Genomic DNA, 22,067 nt, shown 5'->3' with positions numbered 1-22,067 from the left:
AGCTATGATCAAATAACAATCGTAATTTTCCATTCTGTTTCAAAAAACAGTAAATAAATTTTCACAGACAATGCGAGACATATACAAATACTCTATTTTAAAAGATATTGGCCTGGTTATTCAATATCATCAAAATAATATCACTAAAAACAAGATGCAACAGCTAAAGAGTGATATTATTAACGACAAAGATTTTAATCCTAAGTTTGGTTTTATTGTTGATCTTAGAAACGCAACTATAAATCTGACAGAAGATGAATTGTTCGAATATGGCAATTGGGTGAAAGAAAACGTAAAGCTAACAGGACTAATGCGGCTTGTTTTATTAACCTCTACACCCGACCATGTTACGAAAACAATCCTGTTCACGTTAAACGAAAACATATCACCACTTCAGTACAGAACATTTAGTACTGTAGAAGCCTCAATTAAATGGCTTAACATTGACAATTGCCATTTGAACTATGTGACAAAAGAAATCGAAAAATTATTTGTCGGCTAATAATCTGTTTTTGTCCTCCACTGCTCCAAAGAAAGATTTTGCAGATAAAAGTATTTATCATGGGTAGTCAATAAAAGATATCACTTACAAAGATTATCCCGACTAATTTTCTTATTATTAGGAATTGTTTTAAATAGTGATATCAAAGAATGGCAAGAACACATACAGCAGATACATCGAATGTTCCGAAAGGGAAAATAAATAAAAGTGGTTTACAAAGTGCCTTTAGACTTTACAAATACATTAAACCCTACCGGGGACAATACTTTTTAGGGATCTTTTTCTTATTGGGTTCGAGTTTGGCAAGTTTGGCTTTTCCAAAGCTCTTGGGTGATTTGGTGAACTCCGGCAATAGTACAACGCTTGGCCAAAGCCTGAATCAAACCGCTGTTTTAATTGCCTGTGTATTGATTCTTCAAGCCACCTTCTCCTATTTCCGTATTGTATTGTTTGTGAATGTAACCGAAAGATCGCTTGCGGCACTGCGACAAGCCACCTACCGTCATTTAATAAAACTCCCCCTGCAATTTTTTGAACGACGAAGAGTGGGTGAACTCAACAGCAGAATATCGGCAGATGTGGTGTTGCTGCAGGAAACCATGACCAGCACGCTGGCCGAGTTTATCCGGCAGATTATCGTAATAACAGGGGGTATCACCCTTTTGGGGATTATCTCGATAAAGCTGACTGCCTTTATGCTGATTACTTTGCCGCCAACCATGATCGTTGCCAGGTTTTTTGGCCGGTTTATCCGTAAATTCTCCAAAGAGGTACAAACAAAACTGGCCGATTCAAACACAATTATTGAAGAAACCCTGCAAGGCATACAAAGCGTGAAAGCTTTTACCAATGAGCATATCGAAATTGCCCGTTACAAAAAGAAAACCTTGGAAATGGCCGATCTGGGCATCACCCGAGGCAAATACCGGGGAGCATTTTCCTCTTTTATTATTCTCGGACTTTTTGGTGCCATTGCCGCTATGGTATGGCAGGGTTCCCGTTTACTGCAAGCAGGCGAAATGCAGGCCGGAGATTTATTTTCCTTTGTAATTTATTCCGTTTTTGTAGGGGGAACCATCAGCGGCCTGGCCAATGTGTATACCAATATTCAGAAATTTATCGGTGCAACCGAAGACCTCTTCAAAATCTATGATGAAGAACCTGAAGACATTCAAGATGTCAATGATATAGATCCTAAATTCAAAATGCAGGGAGAAATCAGCCTGAGAAATTTAAATTTTGCCTATCCTTCGAGAAGTGAGCAAGCAGTTTTAAACAATATCAATTTAAAAATTGAAAGCAATAAAATGATTGCTCTGGTTGGGCATAGTGGTGCCGGAAAAAGTACCATGGCCTCGCTCCTGCTGTTGCTGCACAGGCCACCTAAAAACAGCTTGTTTTTTGACCAGCACGATAGTCATGATTTTCCCTTATCAGCTTTACGAAGTCAGATTTCACTAGTGCCGCAGGATATTTTTCTATTTGGCGGAAGTATCAGTGAAAACATAGCTTACGGAAAACCGGGTGCCAGCGCGCAGGAAATATACGAAGCTGCACAAAAAGCCAACGCCCTGGAATTTATTGAACGCTTTCCTGAAAAGTTTGAAACCATTGTCGGAGAACGCGGCACTCAGCTTTCAGGCGGTCAGCGCCAAAGAATTGCCATTGCCCGTGCGATTCTTAAAAATCCTAAAGTTTTAATATTGGATGAAGCCACCTCCTCACTCGACTCCGAATCGGAAATGCTGGTTCAGGAGGCTCTTGAGAAACTGATGACAGGGAGAACATCCATCGTGATTGCCCACCGTTTGTCCACTGTTAGAAAGGCTGATGAAATTGTTGTATTGGAACAGGGTGAGATTGTAGAACAAGGCACGCACGAGGCCTTAATGAATATTACTGACGGGAAATACAATAAACTGATTCAGCTGCAGTATTCGAATTAGAAATTAAATAAGACGCAGATTGTTATGATTTCATAGGGTTTGCACTGATTTTTGTGTACTTCCTTGAAATCAATTTACCGAACACCTCACCCTAAGCCTCTCCTAAAGGAGAAGGAACCAAATTGCAGTATTCAAATTAATTTTCGATTGTTCTCAAAAGGGAACAGATTGCCGCAGTCGCTATGCTCCTTCGCAATGACATTTTGTAAATGTTGTTTTTTCTCTGTGGTACTCTGTGTTCTCCGTGGTGTTTTCTTTTTCACTCATTAACCTCTTGATCTTCCTTACTCAATAATAATCTGCGTCTGATTTTAGAAAAACACCAACAATAAACCTAAGCATACAATTTAATTTTTCCGAACACCTCACCCTAAGCCTCTCCATAAGGAGAGGAAACCAAATTGCAGTATTCAAATTAATTTTCGATTGTTCTCAAAAGGGAACAGATTGCCGCAGTCGCTATGCTCCTTCGCAATGACATTTTGTAAATGTTGTTTTTTCTCTGTGGTACTCTGTGTGCTCCGTGGCGTTTTCTTTTTCACTCATTACCTCTTGATCTTCCTTACTCAATAATAATCTGCGTCTGATTTTAGAAAAACACCAACAATAAACCTAAGCATACAATTTAATTTTTCCGAACACCTCACCCTAAGCCTCTCCATAAGGAGAGGAAACCAAATTGCAGTATTCAAATTAATTTTCGATTGTTCTCAAAAGGGAACAGATTGCCGCAGTCGCTATGCTCCTTCGCAATGACATTTTGTAAATGTTGTTTTTTCTCTGTGGTACTCTGTGTGCTCCGTGGTGTTTTCTTTTTCACTCATTACCTCTTGATCTTCCTTACTCAATAATAATCTGCGTCTGATTATTAGAAAAACACCAACAATAAACCTAAGCATACAATCTTTGTCTTGTCTTCAAGCCAGACGGGCTCTTACTTTTCTCCTTAGATGAGAAAAGTAAGCAAAAGAATCAAGCCTCTCGGATGCTGCACGGCTTTCCTTAGTTAATGAGTGCTCCGAATAACGCCCGATCGGCAACGCTCGCTCTGAAATATCACCTTTTAATAAAAAACAATTTTTGTCTAAATCAACACACCCAATAAAACAAAATGAACTCGCTTTGCTCAATTGAGTGAAACGAAATCGATGAGACCCGCAAAGTTATCTCGATTCAAACAGTTTTTTATTTTAAACGCATTTTTTTCTAAAAGGGTTCCGGTCTACAGACTAACTGTCAAATTTCCCATAATTAGCTATGCGCAAAAAAGCACAGCCCAACAGTTGAAATCAACAATTGGGCTGTGCTTTATTTCTTAAAGTTTTTTAAACTTAGCTTTTCACCAAAACACCTAAAACTTCGAGGCGTTGTGGTGTGTCGTAAAGAGCAAGTTTTGCAAGGATATCGAAATCTTCCATCCAATCGCTCAATTCGTGCAGCGCAGCATTCTTCAATTCGGTTGCGGCCTGCGACTCTCCCATTTCTTTGTCGAACCCGGATCGAAGAACAAGCAATGCATCGAGTTCTGCCAGACAGGCTGTTGCCAGCTCAGGAGTCAACTTAATGACTGCAAGTTTTTCCTGAATAAGTGCATTGGCTGCAAGTGTGGTGTAGAACAATTTTACACGGTCGAAAAACTCGTTGTATTTCGATGGAAAATACCCCGTTACGCCCAACCTTACTTGCGTATCAGGGTCTTTCGTGCAAAGAATCCGGGTTAAATCGCGGTGCCTTCTAAACTTTGCTTCCAACTCACCATACACTTTACTGTAAGCGCTGGAAGCAACACTTGTTTCCACCGCTTCTTTTGCATTTAATTCCCAAACGCTTTTGGCTTTGTTGTACACCGCCCACCCTTCGGCAATTTTTGCTGCATCAACGCCAAAAGGGATCAAAGCGGCTTTAATATCAGGATGCAATTCGGCATTGCTTAAGGCAATACGTGAACGTTCTAAAAATTTTGATTCCGATCTAATAAAAGTCATCGATTTAAATTTTAGTTTTATTTATGTTTTATTAATTCAATTCTGAAACTACAAATTAAAAAGTAGAAAAAGAAATTATCGGCAAACATAAATTAAAAACACCAGTAAAATAAAATATCACATTACCTCAACTTTATAGTAAAATTGAACGATACAGCGTAAAATAAACCTTGTGAATATCAGATTGCATTCTGTAGACTCAAAATGAGTTCTGTACACTAAAAATGAACTTTGCATGGGTAAAAATGGGCTCTGCGGGGTCAAAATGAATGTTGCAAAACTCAAAATGCACATTGCAAGACTGCTAATGAACGTTGCAGGACTCCAAATGTGCTCTGCAAGCCTTAAAGTAAGCATTGCAGGCCCTGCAATAGATTATGTACAGGCAATTTTAACCATTGCAAAGCTTCTGCCCGTACCATTACCACTCGTGTTATGTAGAGCAGTTCTTTTTTAGTGCTGCAAAGTGCTTTCTCTGCCTAATTACTACTGTTTACTGCATTTAATACTTATTTTTAATGGCTCTTTAGAGAAAGTTGGCCCTATTTTGGGGATAGGAATCTCCAGATATTACACCTTGCATAAAATCCAGATTGTAATGCACTGTAAATATCGAATTGCTTGATTTAAAGATTATTGTTTTGTAGATTTAAATTTTCAAATCGAAAAAGATACACAATAGATGCCAAATGAGATATATAAGTGTATGTTTTAAGATCGATAAAAAAAATATAAATGTACATACACATTCACAATCGTTACCAACAATTAGAAAATGAAACGGCAGACTCCTTGGATTTTGGCAATTTTGATTTTAAGCTTCTTCGGTTATTTCGCATGGAATAGCTTTAGGATGCCCATAATTTTCCTTGGAAAAACAGAAAAAATTAAAGGAACGATTTATAATATCAAAGATCAACCTGGCTTAAAGGGATATGGTTTCGTGCAAAACCTTAATTACTTCTATTCATTTAAAGGAAGTTGGTATGAAGGACAGTATACTTGTAACGGCAGACAATCCCTTCAAAGAATTGGAAATTCAATTTCCCTTAAAATATCGGCAGCAAATCCTCATAAAGTTCAAGTCATAGGATTCTACGAAAAGAAGAAATATAAGAAATCAAAAAAGGAAAAGTTCTATTCTGTAAGAGATAAGGGACATTGCAAATTAACGATCGAAGATAACATTTATACGCTAATCAATTTTACGGAATCATCGGATTCAACAACACAGACAATTGGTATTGTAAAATTTATCAATGGCGATACACTTAAGTTATTGCCAATTAAATCTCTAATAAAAAAAGGAAAGGAAACTAAGGAGTCCATAATTCCTGATAGTCTAAGATCCATATTAAAAAAAGAAAATGTGTTTCAAAGAAAGCAGAATGGTTCTGAGACTACATTGATTAATCGAAAATTAGAATTTAAAAAAATAAACTAACTGTTGGTAACAGCGGGTCATAGCGCATGCCGCAGTTTGGCTCGGCTGGATGCAGAAGTGAGATTTGAACGACAAAACTATAAACAACAAACCTGCGGAAAAAGGTGGCACAACGCCATACCCGCGGAACGTTGGGGCACATTTACAAAAACTGAATATACAGCATTACAATTAGACTATGGCAAATTCTGATAATTCAAGATTGTACAAATATTTCACCATAAACCAGAATTTTTATAATTCAATAATAAACAACGAATTATATTTTTCTAATCCACGTAACTTCAATGATCCCTTTGACTCAAACCCTAGATTCTCACTGACTAGTGAAAAGGAGAACGTAAGAGAACTATTTTTCAGAGTAAAAGAAATTATTAATAATCATGCCCCTGAAATAAAGGAGTTTAAAGATTTTAATAAGCTTCAACAAACTTGTGAATTATTAATTCAAGAACCTACAGGCACCCTAATATTTGATTATTTCAATGAAGTTGAGACCAAGAATCTAGAAAGACGACTAACAGAGATTCTTATTTTTTACAATTTCAAAGATGTTTTTGAGAAGACATTCATAATAAACTCTGAAAAGTTGCAATTGAAAATATTTCAGGATTTAGTATTCCTCCTAATTGACTATAAAAAATATGGAATTAGTTGTGGCTCAACTACACCAACATGTCCTGTAATGTGGGGACATTATGCCAATAATCATCAAGGGGTTTGCATTGAATTTAACCTTTGTGATTTAAATAATATCCAAAACCTTTGTCTTTCTTCTGATGAATTGGTTGATATTTCAGAGGTTACTTATTCTAATGAGCCTCTGAGTATTTTCGATAATGAAAATTTTAGTTTAAAGAGCTTTACATACAATCTCCTAAACACAAAATCGCTAAAGTGGAATTATGAAAAAGAAATTAGATTAATAAACAAGAATCAAGGATTATTAAAGTTTAAAAAGGAATGTTTAACTAAGGTTATTTTTGGGTGTAAAACTAATGCTAAAGATAGATACTCTATATGTCGATTATTAGCAAATCTTGGGTATAATTTTGAGTTCTTAATTGCCAAGATGCAACCTGATAGTTATGAAATGAAAATTGAACCAATGACACTTAGCGATATCGCTGGAAGTGGTGTGCATTTATCAGAACTTAATATTGAATACCCTGACTTTATAAAGAACTCAATGTGAAAAACGTGCCCCAACAAAAGTAACCGTTGCACAAGCAAATAATATCTCTAATAAATAATTTAAAAGCTTTAAAAGTTTGCTAATTAGCAGGCTTTTAAAGCTTCTTTTTTTAGCTTAATAATCCCGAAGCTTTACATTAATGAAGGAGTAGAATGATGCTAAAGCAAAAGACTAGGAATATTTTAAATTCAGTTGGCTAAAGCCAAACTGCAATAAATCAATAATACAAAGTATTTACTGATGCAAGTAGAAAGTTAGAGTGTTTATTGCACTTATTTTCAGGCAACAGATAATAGAAATGTAAATGATTGAAATGAAACGAATGCAAAACATCTATTGCTGTTTGGCTTTAGCCAACTGACCTTGTCAAATTAACAGAAAGGCTTTATCCACATATAATAATTTGCATTTCATATTTTGAAGGTGTTTTCAATTTTTATGTATGCTTAAAACCGCTATATTTAACACTTAATTGCGTAATTCTTCTTGAATCCATAGGGATTCGAATGTTTATAGATATAGGCTGAGCGAAAGAATACGACTCCTTCGGAGTCGAACGCTCACATTGGTGTATTTGGCTATAAATATGTAATCCCGATGGGATAAAAAAATAATCCGCTCTAAATTTGAGTCTATAAACGATGGTATTCTTGATGTTCATTCTTTCTGAATCCTTAGGATTCGAATGTTTATAGATATAGGCTGAGCGAAAGAATACGACTCCTTCGGAGTCGAACGCTCACATTCGTGTATTTGGCTATAAATAGGTAATCCTGATGGGATAAAAAAATAATCCGCTCTAAATTTGAGTCTATAAACGATGCTATTCTTGATGTTCATTCTTCTTGAATCCTTAGGATTCGAATGTTTATAGATATAAGATGAGCGAAAGAATACGACTCCTTCGGAGTCGAACGCTCACATTGGTTTATTTGGCTATAAATAGATTATCCCGATGAGATAAAAAAACACCAGATTAAAATATATGGAAATCCCAAAAAAGATCATGCCCCAGCTTTATTTACAATCTTTTTTTACAGCTCCATTTCAAATACAATTAAATCGCCTTTTTCGGTTAATCTTGTGGCACTAACTGCTACAAAATTCCCATCAGCAGCTGTTAAATCGTTTAGTTTAATTCCTTGTGGCAAACTAAATTCTTTTTCTGATTGAATAATCCCTGTTTCATCGATATGGACGACTTTGATTTTGTGATTAAATGTTCCTGCCATCACAAAACTATTATCCGGTAAGCTTATAATTTGTTCTATGTTTCCATTTCCGGAAACAGGAATAGGAGATTCCCAAATCTTTTCCCCATTTGTATTATATGCGCTTGCAAAGGCTCCTGTAGTATTTACACCGGCAAAAACCAGTTTATTGTTCCCATTACTACCAACGGCGGTCGATTTTACATCTTGATCCAACAAAATATCCCATTTTAAATAACCTGCCTGGTTAACAGCAAATATCCAGTTGCCGGCAGCAGCATAAGCAATACCTGAGGTATCACCAGCTAAATTATAAAGCTTGCCCTTGCTTGAGTAGGCACGGGACCACAACATTTTACCATTCGCATTCAGTTTTACCAAACCAGGCGTAAAAGTGGAATCTTTTGTGTTTTTGCTATAGCCTGCAACTAAAATTTTATTGTCGGGATCAACTACAAAATCAAGTACTTCATCCATATCAATTCTTTGATTAAATATATTTTTACCATTGGCATCAAGCTTATAAAGCCACGCTTGCCCCGCCACACTATCGACTATGGCATCTGTAATACCGGCAACATAAATTTCGTTCTGAGCACTTATGCTGACTTTATTTACAAGATCATCAAAACGGTTTCCCAACATCTTATTCCAAATCATTTTTCCACTGGTATCCAGGCCTAAAAGCCAAGAGTCATACATCTCTCCCTCTGCTTTGCACGACGATGCAGCTACTACAAGCTCTCCATTTGGGCGTTTGGCAATTCCACCCCCAAAATCGTTAAACTGCTGGTTATCGAATCCTTTTACAAATTGGTAATTTTCCTTTGGAAAATCCGTAAGGATCTCTTCTCCCAATACACTGGCTTTTAGATTAAAAATATCAACGTAACGACTGCCTTCGGGGAATGCAGACACAAATTTGTTGTAAGCCTCTAAGCTATTTACACTTTTAGCCCATTCAAAAAGCAATTTCTGTTTTACAGCTTTAGCTTCCGACATTTTTGATGAATTGGGAAATTCTACCATAAAACGCTCAATAGCTTCAAGTGTATTTTTATTGTGTGCTTCTTTAAAAGCCATTCCTTCCATTAATTTCTTAGCCTCTTCAACTTGAGCTGCCTCAGGATATGTTTCAACAAAATTCCGAAAACTAGCTAATGTTCCCTCATTTACAGCAGTTTTATAGGCTAATTGATTGCGCATCTTTATTGCTATATCAGCTTGAGCTGATTCGGGATAATCCGTTAAGAATTGATTAAATGCAGCAAGCGTATTTTTATTCTCGGCTTCACGAAACAGGATGTAATTCAGAATATGTGAAACATTGGTATGGTATTTCGAATCAGGAAATTCTTTTAAAAACCGCTTGGCATAATCTGTATTATTTTCCTCCCGCACATATTTAATCAACTTATCTTCCACTTGCTGGCGCTGCCAGTCCATGTTTTTAATTACAGATCTATTGCTGCGCCTTTTATCTTGTTTGGAAAACAAATCATTTAAAACATCGTTATCGTCTGCAGTAAACTGAGATTGTGCTTCATAAGCTTTCTGAAAGTATCCCCAGGCTTTAAAATAATCTTTGCCAGAATATTCATCATAGGAGTAAACAATGGCTAGTCCTAAATTAGCCATTGCCGATTCAGGTTCTTCTAACAAAACTTTATCGAAATCTTCTTTAGCCTTACCAAGTTCTTTGTCAATATCAGCCTTTGCACTTGCCTCCATGCCTTTGAACAGATAATTATTGTATATTTTTTTAGGCTTTTGTGCTAAACTGATAAATGATAGCAGCAGTGAAATGATTAGTATATTTAATTTTCTTGAATTCATAAGTAAGAGTTTATTTTTTGAGTACTAAAAATTCCACGCGACGATTCTTTGATCGTCCGACTTCTGTTTTATTGGTATCTAAAAACTTAGATTCTCCATACCCAACAGCTTTGATTATTTGAGAATTGATTCCTCTGCCAACAAGATACTGAACCACAGACTCTGCCCGCTGCTGACTTAAACTTTGATTTAATTCATCAGAACCCACATCATCAGTGTGCCCGCTAATCTCAATCAAACTAACTGTTCCTTCTTTTAAAAAACCGACTACTTTATCAAGTTCTTCAAATGAAGTTGGCAAAAGCGTACTTTTACCCGTTTCAAAGAAAATATTATTTAAAATAAGAGCACCTCCTTCTTCAATATTTCTTAATCCTTCGGTAAAAGCATCTTTAGGCAGCAGGGGCTCTTTAAAAACAACAGTACCCTCCGAGTGGCAATTGTTTTGATCACTTACATGGTAAGTATATGTACCTGCTTTTAGGTTTTGGATTTTTTCTGCATTTTTTGTTCCGTTGCTCCAATCAATAGTATAAGGAGCTTCTCCTCCTGATATTTTTAAGCTAATGCTGCCATCATTTATTATTTTACTGATTTGACCTGTAACCGGATTCAGACCTCCTGTGTAAGAAGAATCAATAACCACAGTTGCTAAATCTTTAGGAACGGATGCACACATCTTACAATCAACCAGCGGACGAATCTCAAAATCGTCGAAAAAGTAGTAAGCATAGGTCTTGCCTTTTTTATTCTTAGTATCACGGCCAGTAACTACATAGTTCGTATTATCATAGTTATTAAAGTTACCCACAACAAAGAATTCCTCACCTCCTTTAGCTGTATATACCTGACAGAACTGGACCCATTCGTCTGTATTGTCTAAAAATAAACCTTCTTTGTTCGTTAAATGCGCCTTTAAGTTTAAAAATGTTTTATTATCATTCTCTGTTTCTGAATCTGTAAAATGCATGCTCAACTGATCAACAGCAAATTTACTTCCAGATGCTAATTTGTACCAAAATGAAACACAATATTTTTGACCAGCTTGCATAGAGCTGCTTAAGGTCCCTTGAATGTATTCTCTGAAATCGCGGTTACTTCCACTTAAAATAGCTCCCACGTAAGCTTTACCAGATTTAGCCTTGCTGTATCCTGCAAAATTATCTGGTACTTTTACTTCATTAGAGCCGCACTCATTGAAATAATCTGGAGTAGTAGCTGTTGGATAGGTCCAGCTAGGAATTAATTTATGTGTGTGGTCCATAAAAGTGTAACTTTCAGGACATTTTTCATACACTTCAAAACCAGGGTTAAGTACCATATTCTGAACTTGGGCAGATGATCCAAACCATGTGAAAATAACACTCAATGCTATGAGATGCTTTAGGTAGAGCTTTTTCATTATAAAATGGAATTATGTTTGTGTTGCGTAAAAATAAATAAATATATTGAATTGGTAGGTTTAATGATGAAACCGCAACATAAATTATAGTTTTTGTTAAACTATTTGTTTTTTAATTTGTTTTCTTTAAAAACTTACTAATGAGATACATTGTATTTATAATTATCTGGTGTGCTCCCTCCCACTAAATGGGAACGGTTCACCAATTTGGTGTAAACTCTGCTCTTTACCTTTTGCAAAGGAGCTATGCTAAAATCACACAGAGAAAAGAATATCAGGAACAAAAGATGGGATTTGATTTTATAGTATCATCTTTGCATGTAAGGTGAAAAAATATGCAGATGAACAAATATCTATATTCCTTTAATTGTGATAGTACCGAAAGGGAGTTGTGCACGCTCGAATCGAGATACATTTTTAACAAGGAAGAAAAGAACAAGCTGCTTTTTTCCGATCTAAAAATCGATCCTTCAAGCAGTGCTTTCATTAAAAGCAGACTTGACATTATTTCATGTTCTGAAGATTACCCAACCTTACTGAATGAAATAAAAAAGGAAAATATACGAATTGAAGGTTTCAAAGTTGAATATTTAGTGGTTGACGGTGATGCAACTGAGTATACCGACAGGCTAAATAAGTTAAGGGATATTGGCTACCGAATTGAAGGTGTTCATGATTATTACAACCCAACAATTACTTATGCTTTATGCTGTTACGAATGTGTTTGGTATTTTGGTGTTTCGATTAAAAACAACATAGCCTGGCACAAACACAAGCAAAAACCATGCTCGTTCAGTAACTCAATAGGTGTAAATATTGCCAAAGCTCTTGTTAATATTGCAGCAAAGGCAAACAAAGAAAAAAAACTGCTGGATGCATGTTGTGGTGTTGGCACAATCATGTTGGAAGCCTGTTTTGCGGGAAATAACATTGAGGGTTGCGACATTAACGAAAAGACATGTAATAATGCCCGAAAAAATCTTTCTCACTTCAACTATACTGCAAATGTATATCACTCGGATATTAAAGACATTAGCAATAGGTATGAAGCTGCCATTATCGACCTGCCCTATAATTTGTTCACCAATGCAACTGATGCTGATATCTTACACATTATTGAGTCGACAGCAGAAATCACAGACCGGCTTGTTATTGTATCTACCTCCGATATTACAAACTTAATCAGCAATACCGGATTCAGAATATCAGATTGTTGCAGCGTTAGTAAAAGTAGAAAGGGAAATTTCGCCCGAAAAATATGGGTTTGTGAAAAGAATTAAGAGGATAAAGCTCCTGCGCAGAGTGCAAGCTTCGTAAAAATAAAAAAGGCAACACTAATATGCTGCCTTTTCTTATATTTTGGTTTTTGCTACAATCCAAAAAAGCTTGTAAATACTTTACGGATGTACACATTGTCTTTAACACCACCCGTTTCGCGAACCGAGTGCATCGCAAACATAGGGTTTCCGATGTCTACTGTACGGATATCAACCTGACCGGTTGAAACATTACCCAATGTGCTGCCTCCCACTAAATCGGAACGGTTCACAAACTTTTGATAAGGAACTTCCGCATTTTTACACAAGGTTTCGAATACGGTTCCCGAATCGCCGTCGGTAGTATATTTTTGGTTGGCGTGAATCTTAATTACCGGTCCTTTGTTGATGTAAGGACGATTGGTTGGATCGTGTTTATCTGAACCATTTGGATGAACGGCATGAGCCATATCTGCAGAAATCATGAAAGAATTGTAAATTGCCCGGTGAAAGGCTTCCATGTCTTTTCCCAGTTTAAAAACAATGCGCTGCAGCAAATGACGCAAAACCGGCGAGCCTGCTCCCTGCTTGGTTACACTTCCCACTTCTTCGTTGTCGAAAATAGCCAGCATTCTGGTTTTCTTCGATTCGCCTGAGGCCAATAACGCTTTTAATCCGGCATGCGACATGGCCAAATCGTCTAGTTTGGGTGCAGAAATAAACTCCTCATTCAAGCCCAGAATACAGCCTTTTTCCACTTCGAATAAATTAATATCAAAATCGATAATGGCTTCTGCATCAATCTTCAACTCCTCAGCCATCAGGTTTACCAAACAATTGTCCTTTTCCAAATCATCAGTTATCATAGCCAGCAATGGAAGCATGTCCTTTTGCTTGTTTAATGCACCACCTTCGTTCACCTCACGATTCATGTGAATGGCTAAATTTGGAATCACCATCAAGGGGCGGTCAATCTTCACATACAAATGCTCCGGATTCAACGGATCGTTTGATTTTACAGATACTCTGCCGGCAATGGAAAGCGGACGATCCATCCATGTTCGTAAAATCGGGCCGCCATATACTTCTGTATTCAGCTTCAGATAATTTCCTTCTACTGCTATCTCCGGATTTGGTTTGATTTTAAATCCGGGCGCATCGGAGTGAGCACAGATCAATTGGAAACCTTCTTCTTCAATTTCGCCCTTACCAATTACAAAAGCAAAAAGAGCCGAACCATTTTTCGTGGTGAAATACTTCCCTCCTTTTTCAAGAGTCCATTCTTCACGAAGATCCAATTCCTGAAATCCTGCTTCGTTTAATTCTTCACGGATATTATTTACAGCATGGTAAGTACTCGGACTTTCATGAATAAAATCAATCAGTTCCTGTGCTTGTTGTTTGTCGATATTCATAGTGTATGTTTATTTTGTGTTTTCTATTTCTGAGTCTCAAAACTACATTATTTTTAAGAATTAGGAATTATAAATGATGAGTTATTAATGTACTTACATGTAAACTTAAACTCATAATTTCTCATTCATAACTCATAATTCCCGTCATAATTTATTCAATAATATTATATTTGTTACCAATCAAAAAAAACTAAGCCAAATCAACCCATGACAAGCGATCCGATACTGGAACTTTACAAACATCAATTTGCCGTTATTTCACTGGAAACTACTGGTATTTCACCTCAACACGGCGATCATTTAATCGAACTGGCCATTCAAACTGTAAATTGGAACGGCGAGCTTCTCGATAGTTACGAAACATTGGTTCACCCCGGAAAAGATATTGAAGGTTTCCAGATTCATGGCATTACGGATGAAATGGTAAAAAATGCACCTTCCATTTCCGAAATTGCACCGGATATTTTGTCCCGCTTAAACGGCAAAACACTAGTTGCTCACGACCTCGATTTTGCCATCCGTTTTTTACAACCTGCATTAAATGGAGAACTTACTGATTTTAAAGGCATCTGCACCCTAAAATTGGCTAATTTGGTTGCTCCTGAATCTGGCTTGCGCCGCCTGGAACAGCTATGTACTTATTACGACATCGATTTATCAGAACGACATACCGCTAAAGCTGATTCATTGGCAACAGCAAAGCTTTTCTCTATCCTTAAAAACCTATACAATCAGCAATTTGAAATCGAAGATTTTGTAAAAGACTTTCTATTTGTTATTACTATTGAAGATTGTCCGAAAGAACGTAATATTTTCATCAAGCGCAAAGAGGCAAGAAACATTGCAAATATTCAAAAAACGAGACTTTACGACCTATTAAACCGATTGACATCCAATGCCGGAGATTCAGTGCCTGTACGTCAATATTTAAACGTTCTGGACCGTGCACTTGCCGATCGTATTCTTAGCGAAAGAGAAATCGTTTCATTGGTAGAACTGGCTTCGGATTACAAACTATCCAAAGATCAGGTCATGGAAATTCATGAGGAATATTTGCGAAAGTTAATTCGAATTTACCTGCTCGATGAGATTTTGACCAATACCGAAATGGAAGATATAAATCTGGTTTCTGAATTGCTGTGCATTCTGCCAAAGGATCTGAAATTGTTGATAGAATATGAAAGGACTAAGATCCAAATCACTACTCCAGGCGTTCAAAAGCAGCTAAAATCATTAAAAGGAAAAAGTGTTTGTTTCTCCGGTCATTTAAATTGCAAAATAAACGGACAACGTATCGACCGTGAATTGGCGCAGCAATTGGTAAAAGAGCGTGGTTTGATCGTAAAACGTGTAGTCTCCAAAAATGTTGATTACCTGATTACCGCTCAGGTAGATTCTTTCTCGGCAAAAGGCCGCAAGAACAGAAAAGCCATGGAATATCATGTAAATGTAATGGATGAAAAGATTTTTTGGGAGATGATTGGAGTGGCTGTAGATTGTAATGAATAATTAGGAATTACAAATTAAAACCACTGTAAGGCATCAATTATCAAACCCACTATAGCCATAACCTTATTAGCTAGAATTCTCCCTTTTCAGGGGAGATATCCGAAGAACAGAGGGGTGTTTAAAATAGATCAGTTCTTTGCCGTGCAGGTTTCTATAATGACTTTCCTATAAACAAAATGCTGACAGGTTGAGAAAACGCTGTCAGGACTTCTCAACCAATGTATTTACCATTTCTTTTTGGAGAGCAGATGATTCTAAAATCTCTTTTAGCGCAGAGCTGGCAAATACCAGAGGGTACATATCCTCGAAATACCAAAGGGAAGCAAAATAAAGTCCGATAGGTGTGGCTTTAATTTCTGATAAATCATTGGGTAAATTTTGCTGCAGCCAATTCATCCCCTTACATATTTGCGGCCAATTATCTGTGCTACTCAAGGCTCTAATCGCCAGTGAAGTTTCTTCAATTGTAGAAATCAGCGAAGCATTTCCGCCCCATCCACCATCCTCATTCTGAGTAGAAAGAAGAAAATCAACTGCTTTAATTTTCACTTCACCTAATCCGAATATACATACTGATTCAATGCAGGTTAAGGAATACAAAACAATGGAAGTTCCATACACCGGATTGTGATGTTTTGCATCATCTTCGTTCCCAAACCATAGTGGCAGCCAGGAACCATCCTCTTGCTGTGTTGATTTTATATACCGCCAGGCTTTTCTGAAACAGGAATGAACTTTTAATTTTAATTCAGGATCCAATTCCTTGCTCCAAAGAGCAAGTGCTTTCATGGCATGAGCAGTAATATCAGGACAAGAGCAATCAAAAGGCAATTTCCCCCATCCTTTGCAGAATGTAGGCATTCCTCCATCCGAATTCTGCATTTTCAGCAGCCAGTTTATTCCGTCTTCTACCACTTTCTTTGGAATGTCCTGAAACCCTTTCACGCAATGCAAGGCAACCAACACTCCTGAAGTATCATCAGCATCCGGCACTCCGCCTTGAAGGTGGGTCCATGCCCAACCACCCGGTTCTGCTTTGGTAAAAGGATGTGTTGCCTTCAGTTGCTGATCAAGAAAATAGTTCACTGTCTTCTCCATTTCGGGCAAACCTGCTAAATTCTCATCATCCAATGCATTTACCGACAAGGAACTTACCCAAGTGGCCAAATGTGTATCAATCGGCCAGCTTCCATCCTCCCGAATGGATTTACTCAAGAAATCAGACGCTTTAGAGCAAATCTCAAGCTCTTTCTCTCCCGATCCCACCAAACTCATGAGAACGAATCCTGTTAGCGGTGCAGCCTCTAAAAAGCCTCCGTTATCAGGTTGCTTTTCTGCCAGTACCTTCAACACCTTTGCTTTCACCGATTTATTTAAACTAGCAATGGGTTTGCTTGCTTTGGTATTTACTGATTTCACCAATCCAATAGCTATCAAAGCCGGAATGGCATAACTTACAACAGAAAGATTCAGGATTTTGAACAAACGATCCGGAAGTACCGCCATCTGAAAAGGCAGTTGCGGAACCAAATCCCAGCCTTTCTCTCCCAGTCTGCCGGATAACGCACACATGGCCAAAATAGGAACCGAAAAGGTCTGATCTTTCTGATAATGATTGAGAATAGCGGTACTTATTGATTCGGGATCCAGCTTTTTCAATCGATCAGTCAGCCAATTTTCAGCATTGTGAATGCAATCTGCATAATTAGGATCATTTTTCACAATGGAAAGACAAGCCCAGGTTAAAAGTGTTGTGCTCAAGTTACTTTTGCTTCGAATGGTATCGCCCCATCCGCCGTCTAAATTGGAATTGTTCACCAACCAGTTTAATCCTTTTTGAATATGGAAATTGTATTTCTTCGGATCGTACTTCCACAATGCAAATACCGCAATTGCCGTTGATAAGGCACTACTTGACAACCTGCCATCCCAAAATCCCTTCTCATTTCGAAGAGAAATGATGTGGTCATCCAGTTTTTGTTTGAGGGATTGTATGTTGTCGTAGTTGGGAATCATTTTTCATATAAGTATCAAGTAACAAAAATTTTAAACATTCAAATCTAAGCACCTTCAGGCTTGAACAAACCACTGATGAGCAAATCATTACTTTCTATCATGTCATCCTGCACAAAGTGAAGGATCTCTTCAGATTCGACAGATTCTCCGGTTCCCCGGGATCACAATGAAATCCGCAACTCATAACTCATAACTCATAACTCATAACTCATAACTTAAGAAAGTACCCCTAAACCCAAAAGCGCATAGTAGGTATACTCCACATCACAGGTCATATCAGCAATACTGCCGAAAAACCCGCCGGACTCGTCCCAGTGCAGATTGATGAAATTTACGGAATTTTCGGCATAATCCTGCATATTTTCTCCCGTTAGCTGCAAAGCAAGCAAGGCGGTTGAGGTAGATAACAAATCAGCAATAGGAACACCTTCTGCGGCCTTAAAACCTCCGCGTTTGGTGAGCATTTGTTTCAACCAGTCCTTTGTTTTCAGCATTTCTTCCAACTCACTGGTTGAACTCATAATCAGTCCGGCCGCAGTGGAGGAAGTCACACCATCAATGCTGTTCTCTTCATTGGCAAATGAGCCGTTTTCAGCTCTCAATGATCTATTTGCATCTGTTATTTCATCCAAAACGTCCTGCTCGGTTTGCAAGTCCTGATAAAGGGTCCACATCAGATAATTTGCGTAAATGGTAGATTTGGCTGCACCTTTTTTGTTGTGATTGTATCCGCTGTCGCTTGCTAAATATTCCTCCAATTCCCATAATAATGCAGAGCAATTAATTCTCAATGATTTCAATACTTTTCCAAGAATTAGATCTTTAGCAAAACTAATGGTCAGGAATTTAGAAGCAGACAATCTGGATCTTTGCTGCAAATCAATCAGATGCAGCAAGAAATCGCATCGAACAAAACACATTGAATGTACAAAATCCAGGTTTTCTTCTTGTTTTATCCTTTTTAGATATTTTCGTTCTTCCAAAACATCCAGTTTAACATCTAAAATCAGGGACAAAGTATAACCAAACACCGAATAATACAGATCTGCCTTTCCGGCTCGATCCATAAATCCACCCGCTTCGCTTTTCTGAGAACCCAAAAAGGATTTTATCTGATTTTGTGCGTCATCGCTTAGTACTTCTGTTGATTTTAGAAGTGCTTCGAGTATGAATTGATTGCAGCTTTTAGTGATTTGCTTATTTTGGAACATCTTTTAAGTTTTGCTGTTTAAGAGTAATTAGTACTTAAAACAATACTGAATTCTACTTATTTTTTACCCCTAAATCCCCTGAAGGGGACTTTTAAAAATACAATTCGTAAGTCAATAGCCCCCTTTAGGGGGTTGGGGGTTTATGAATTCTCCGGAACAATCCGATTCACCAGACGGGTCAATAATATTTTCAATGTTGGATTATTTAATGATCGTAAGGCTTTCAGAGCATTTCGCTTGTAAATATTCAGCATTTCTTCAGCCTCCTTCATTGCCTGTTTGGTCTCAGACCATTGTAAAAACTCTGTATTGATGCTTTCATCTCCATTTTGGGTTCGTTCGAACCATTCCTGCATTTTTTCCGGATGCTTTTGGTTTAAAAGAGTTGAAACCAATGATGGCTGAACGGTATTAAATCCACTGACGATCCTTTTTTGCCTGAAATCATCCAAATCATCATTAATTTGATATGCGATACCCAAAGCCTTGCTATACTCCGATATAATATTTAAAACAGCTTCATCAGCATCTGCTAAAATTGCGCCGAATTGCAGTGCCACTTCAAATGCGGGAGAAGTTTTGTTGCTAAAAATACGCAGAATCTCTTCCTGTGAAAGCAGTTTCTCATGGTTTCTCCACAATAGCTCCTCTCCTTGTCCCAGCGACAAATCCCGATGTCCGTAAGCAGCAATTTTTAATAATTTTCGAATGTGTTTTGCCTCCGATTCAGCGATTAACTGATAACCAAAACCTAACAATAAATCTCCCACATTCAAGGCCACAGGAATATTATATTCCTTATGAAGAGCTGGTTTTCCGTATCTCTCATCATCTTCATCAGCAATATCATCATGAATCAAGGAAGCCTTGTGAAAACATTCTATGGAAACGGCCAATTTTTGAATCGTTTCGTCATATTCACAGGTATCTCCGCTTAAAGCATTATAAACCGCAAGCATGATAATCGGTCGCCAGCGTTTTCCATCTGTCTCCATCCAACGAACTGCAATATCCACAGTATCATCATCCTGTCCAAAAAGAGACTTTAATTGAGTTGTTGAAAACCAATCTTTTACTACTGATTTTATGGAATCCAGATCAATCCATCCTTTCCAATTTGTTTCACTGCGCATGGAAAGCACTTCATCCAACCAGATTTTATCCACTTTAGAATCCTTACAATTATTATTGTACAAAGGAATTGCAAGAGATGGAACAGCCTCTTTTACTGCCAACGGAAACGAACGCTCGAAAGAATGCAGGCAACCTACACCAATCACACATTCTACCTGACCTGAAGATAAAAGTAAACTAGCAGAAGTAGTTCCTTCAGTAACAATGGTGTGATAGGCCAATTCATCAGCCTGAGAAATGATTTCAGCCAAATCGCAGCGACCGCATTGCTCACAAAGTAAGCCTAGCTCATCGTACTTTGCCGGACATTGAGTAGAGTGACTAATGCACTTAGGCAATAAAAGAATTCTGCGGTTAAAAGGAATTCCGGCAACAATATGACTCCATGCATAATTGTTAATCATTACAGCCAAAAGTTTTTGATACAAAAACAACTCGGGATGCTTGCTGATCAATTCACCGGAATGAAAAATGACTTCCTCTTCCTGCAAAGGCGGTATCAATTCGCATTCAGCAGCGTAATCTCTGATCAAATCACGAATCTGCTTCAACTTTTCAGGATGCTGAGGCAAATCGTTTCCTAAGCTTATATTTAGCTGGTTGTTTTTTAAAATCATTTTTTACAATTAACAGTGATCAGTTAACAATTAGCAAGGTTTAGAACCTCACCCTAAATCCCTCTCCTAAAGGAGAAGGACTTTAAAAACTGCAATATTTTTAATTCGTAATTATTAATTCCTAATTCGCCTATCCGTATGCTCCAAAGCCAAAGAAAGAATGCTTTTTTGCAAATCGATAAACCCAACTTTTCTCTGGAATTTCTTTTCCTGGTATGTGATGACCTGCACAAGGCTTCATCTTATTTAATTCTTTAAATGAGGCATTCCTTTTCGATGAATCATAGGCATTTACATTTTTTAGAATGTTGTGCAATTCCTGCGGATTATCCAATAAAATACATCCTTGAGTACAGTCGTTGATGCCTTTTCGCATGCCTCCTATAAATTTCGAATTCTCGATGATATTGGCAATATCGGATCCATCGCCAACCGTTTCGCCTGCAAATTGAATTGGCGGACAAAATTCGATATCTCCGTAAGGGTTAATATGATGCGACAATCCCAAAGCTCCGGGACATATGGCTTGCCCTTTCTCATCCCAATACGTATCGATAATCATCAAAGGAGCTTTCACCCGGATATCAACCATAAATTGACGTAATTCCAAAATCTCTTCCTCAGACAAAGCCAAATCTGTAGTTGGACGTTCACCAACCGGACGATAAATGTAAAACCACAGGTAGTGAATTCCTTTTTTGATGCAGGAATTCACAAATTCCTCGTTCACCAAATCCTTAAAATTAGACTTGCATACGCTTGTAGCTACTCCGGTGAATAATTTATTTCTGGTAGAAGCCTCAATTCCTGTCATGGTTCTGCCATATACATTATTGGCTCCTCTTCTTATATCACTCACATCCTGCAGACCTTCCACACTAATTAAGGGTGATACATTCCCCAGTTTCCGAAGCTTTTGCGCCACTTCATCAGTCAGTAAAGTACCATTGGTAAACATCTGAAAATAACAATCGGGATGCCGTTCAATCACCTCCATTAAATGAGGATACATTAAAGGTTCTCCTCCCAGTAATCCAAAAAAGTAAGAGCCTTTCTTTTTACTGGAAACAATGATATTGTTGAGAGTTTCCATATCCATTCCTTTGGATTGATTGTTAATTGTTACCCAACAACCCTGACAATTTAGATTGCAATTATCAGTAATCGAAATCATCATGAAAGCAGGATACAGCTCACCTTTCTTCAGTCTTTTCTTGTGTTTCGAAACTGCTTTCATTCCCTTCCATCCCAAATTACAGCCAAGTTTCCAAAGCAATCGGGCATCCACCTGTTTTAGTATTCTTGTTCCTAGAGCAAATAGCATTTATTTAGTATTTAGTTCAGAGTAATTAGTACACAGCCGTTGGTTATTAGCACATAGTTGTTGG

Annotated in this window: 14 protein-coding genes; 6 read left to right on the top strand and 8 right to left on the bottom strand. The window is 37.6% G+C overall.

Translation table 11 applies throughout. The annotated features are described in order from the left end of the window. Positions 1 to 70: 70 nt before the first annotated feature. Both ACKU4N_RS10240 and ACKU4N_RS10235 read left to right on the top strand, forming a co-directional pair. Complete coding sequence (locus tag ACKU4N_RS10240) at positions 71 to 502, top strand: hypothetical protein (RefSeq protein ID WP_321316180.1); 432 nt, start codon at positions 71 to 73, stop codon at positions 500 to 502. Between the two features lie 149 nt (positions 503 to 651). After that, the gene (locus tag ACKU4N_RS10235; RefSeq protein WP_321316178.1) at positions 652 to 2,448 is read left to right on the top strand and encodes an ABC transporter ATP-binding protein; all 1,797 of its coding nucleotides are present in this window, start codon (positions 652 to 654) and stop codon (positions 2,446 to 2,448) included. A 1,331-nt stretch (positions 2,449 to 3,779) separates the two neighbouring features. Here ACKU4N_RS10235 and ACKU4N_RS10230 read toward each other — a convergent pair. Next, entirely contained in the window at positions 3,780 to 4,433 is a 654-nt protein-coding gene (locus ACKU4N_RS10230; RefSeq protein WP_321316177.1) for a PQLLE family protein, read from the bottom strand. A gap of 799 nt (positions 4,434 to 5,232) precedes the next feature. Here ACKU4N_RS10230 and ACKU4N_RS10225 point away from each other — a divergent pair. Together ACKU4N_RS10225 and ACKU4N_RS10220 are read left to right on the top strand one after the other, a co-directional pair. After that, entirely contained in the window at positions 5,233 to 5,877 is a 645-nt protein-coding gene (locus ACKU4N_RS10225; protein WP_321316175.1) for a hypothetical protein, read from the top strand. A gap of 178 nt (positions 5,878 to 6,055) precedes the next feature. Continuing rightward, positions 6,056 to 7,072, top strand: a complete 1,017-nt coding sequence (locus ACKU4N_RS10220) for a DUF2971 domain-containing protein (RefSeq protein ID WP_321316173.1) — start codon at positions 6,056 to 6,058, stop codon at positions 7,070 to 7,072. A 1,034-nt stretch (positions 7,073 to 8,106) separates the two neighbouring features. Here ACKU4N_RS10220 and ACKU4N_RS10215 read toward each other — a convergent pair. Next, the gene (locus ACKU4N_RS10215; RefSeq protein WP_321316171.1) at positions 8,107 to 10,119 is read right to left on the bottom strand and encodes a hypothetical protein; all 2,013 of its coding nucleotides are present in this window, start codon (positions 10,117 to 10,119) and stop codon (positions 8,107 to 8,109) included. Positions 10,120 to 10,129: 10 nt separating this feature from the next. Beyond that, a complete protein-coding gene (locus tag ACKU4N_RS10210; protein ID WP_321316169.1) occupies positions 10,130 to 11,521 on the bottom strand; it encodes an OmpA family protein in 1,392 nt (463 codons plus the stop codon). Positions 11,522 to 11,862: 341 nt separating this feature from the next. Between ACKU4N_RS10210 and ACKU4N_RS10205 the strand changes: the two genes are divergently transcribed. Further along, positions 11,863 to 12,801 (top strand): TRM11 family SAM-dependent methyltransferase, encoded by a 939-nt coding sequence (locus ACKU4N_RS10205; protein ID WP_321316168.1) that lies wholly within the window; start codon positions 11,863 to 11,865, stop codon positions 12,799 to 12,801. 89 nt (positions 12,802 to 12,890) lie between these two features. On the opposite strand, the gene ACKU4N_RS10200 is transcribed toward ACKU4N_RS10205, so the two are convergent. Beyond that, the gene (locus tag ACKU4N_RS10200) at positions 12,891 to 14,192 is read right to left on the bottom strand and encodes a M18 family aminopeptidase (RefSeq protein ID WP_156195845.1); all 1,302 of its coding nucleotides are present in this window, start codon (positions 14,190 to 14,192) and stop codon (positions 12,891 to 12,893) included. Positions 14,193 to 14,399: 207 nt separating this feature from the next. Here ACKU4N_RS10200 and ACKU4N_RS10195 point away from each other — a divergent pair, with 207 nt between their 5' ends. Further along, entirely contained in the window at positions 14,400 to 15,701 is a 1,302-nt protein-coding gene (locus ACKU4N_RS10195) for an exonuclease domain-containing protein (protein ID WP_321316164.1), read from the top strand. Between the two features lie 201 nt (positions 15,702 to 15,902). Here the strand turns inward: ACKU4N_RS10195 and ACKU4N_RS10190 are convergent, their stop codons facing one another. The 4 genes from ACKU4N_RS10190 to ACKU4N_RS10175 form a co-directional block, all read right to left on the bottom strand. Continuing rightward, positions 15,903 to 17,717 (bottom strand): prenyltransferase/squalene oxidase repeat-containing protein, encoded by a 1,815-nt coding sequence (locus ACKU4N_RS10190; protein ID WP_321316162.1) that lies wholly within the window; start codon positions 17,715 to 17,717, stop codon positions 15,903 to 15,905. A gap of 215 nt (positions 17,718 to 17,932) precedes the next feature. Continuing rightward, positions 17,933 to 18,928 carry a prenyltransferase/squalene oxidase repeat-containing protein gene (locus ACKU4N_RS10185; protein ID WP_321316160.1) on the bottom strand — a complete coding sequence of 332 codons (996 nt, stop codon included), beginning with the start codon at positions 18,926 to 18,928 and terminating at the stop codon, positions 17,933 to 17,935. A 140-nt stretch (positions 18,929 to 19,068) separates the two neighbouring features. Beyond that, entirely contained in the window at positions 19,069 to 20,679 is a 1,611-nt protein-coding gene (locus ACKU4N_RS10180; RefSeq protein WP_321316158.1) for a polyprenyl synthetase family protein, read from the bottom strand. Between the two features lie 130 nt (positions 20,680 to 20,809). Next, positions 20,810 to 22,003 carry a radical SAM protein gene (locus tag ACKU4N_RS10175; RefSeq protein ID WP_321316156.1) on the bottom strand — a complete coding sequence of 398 codons (1,194 nt, stop codon included), beginning with the start codon at positions 22,001 to 22,003 and terminating at the stop codon, positions 20,810 to 20,812. Positions 22,004 to 22,067: the final 64 nt, after the last annotated feature.

The sequence above is a fragment of the Labilibaculum sp. genome (assembly GCF_963664555.1).
Taxonomy (GTDB): Bacteria; Bacteroidota; Bacteroidia; order Bacteroidales; family Marinifilaceae; genus Labilibaculum.
The sequence above is the reverse complement of the archived record's forward strand: the minus strand, read 5'-3'. Positions and strand labels throughout refer to the sequence as shown.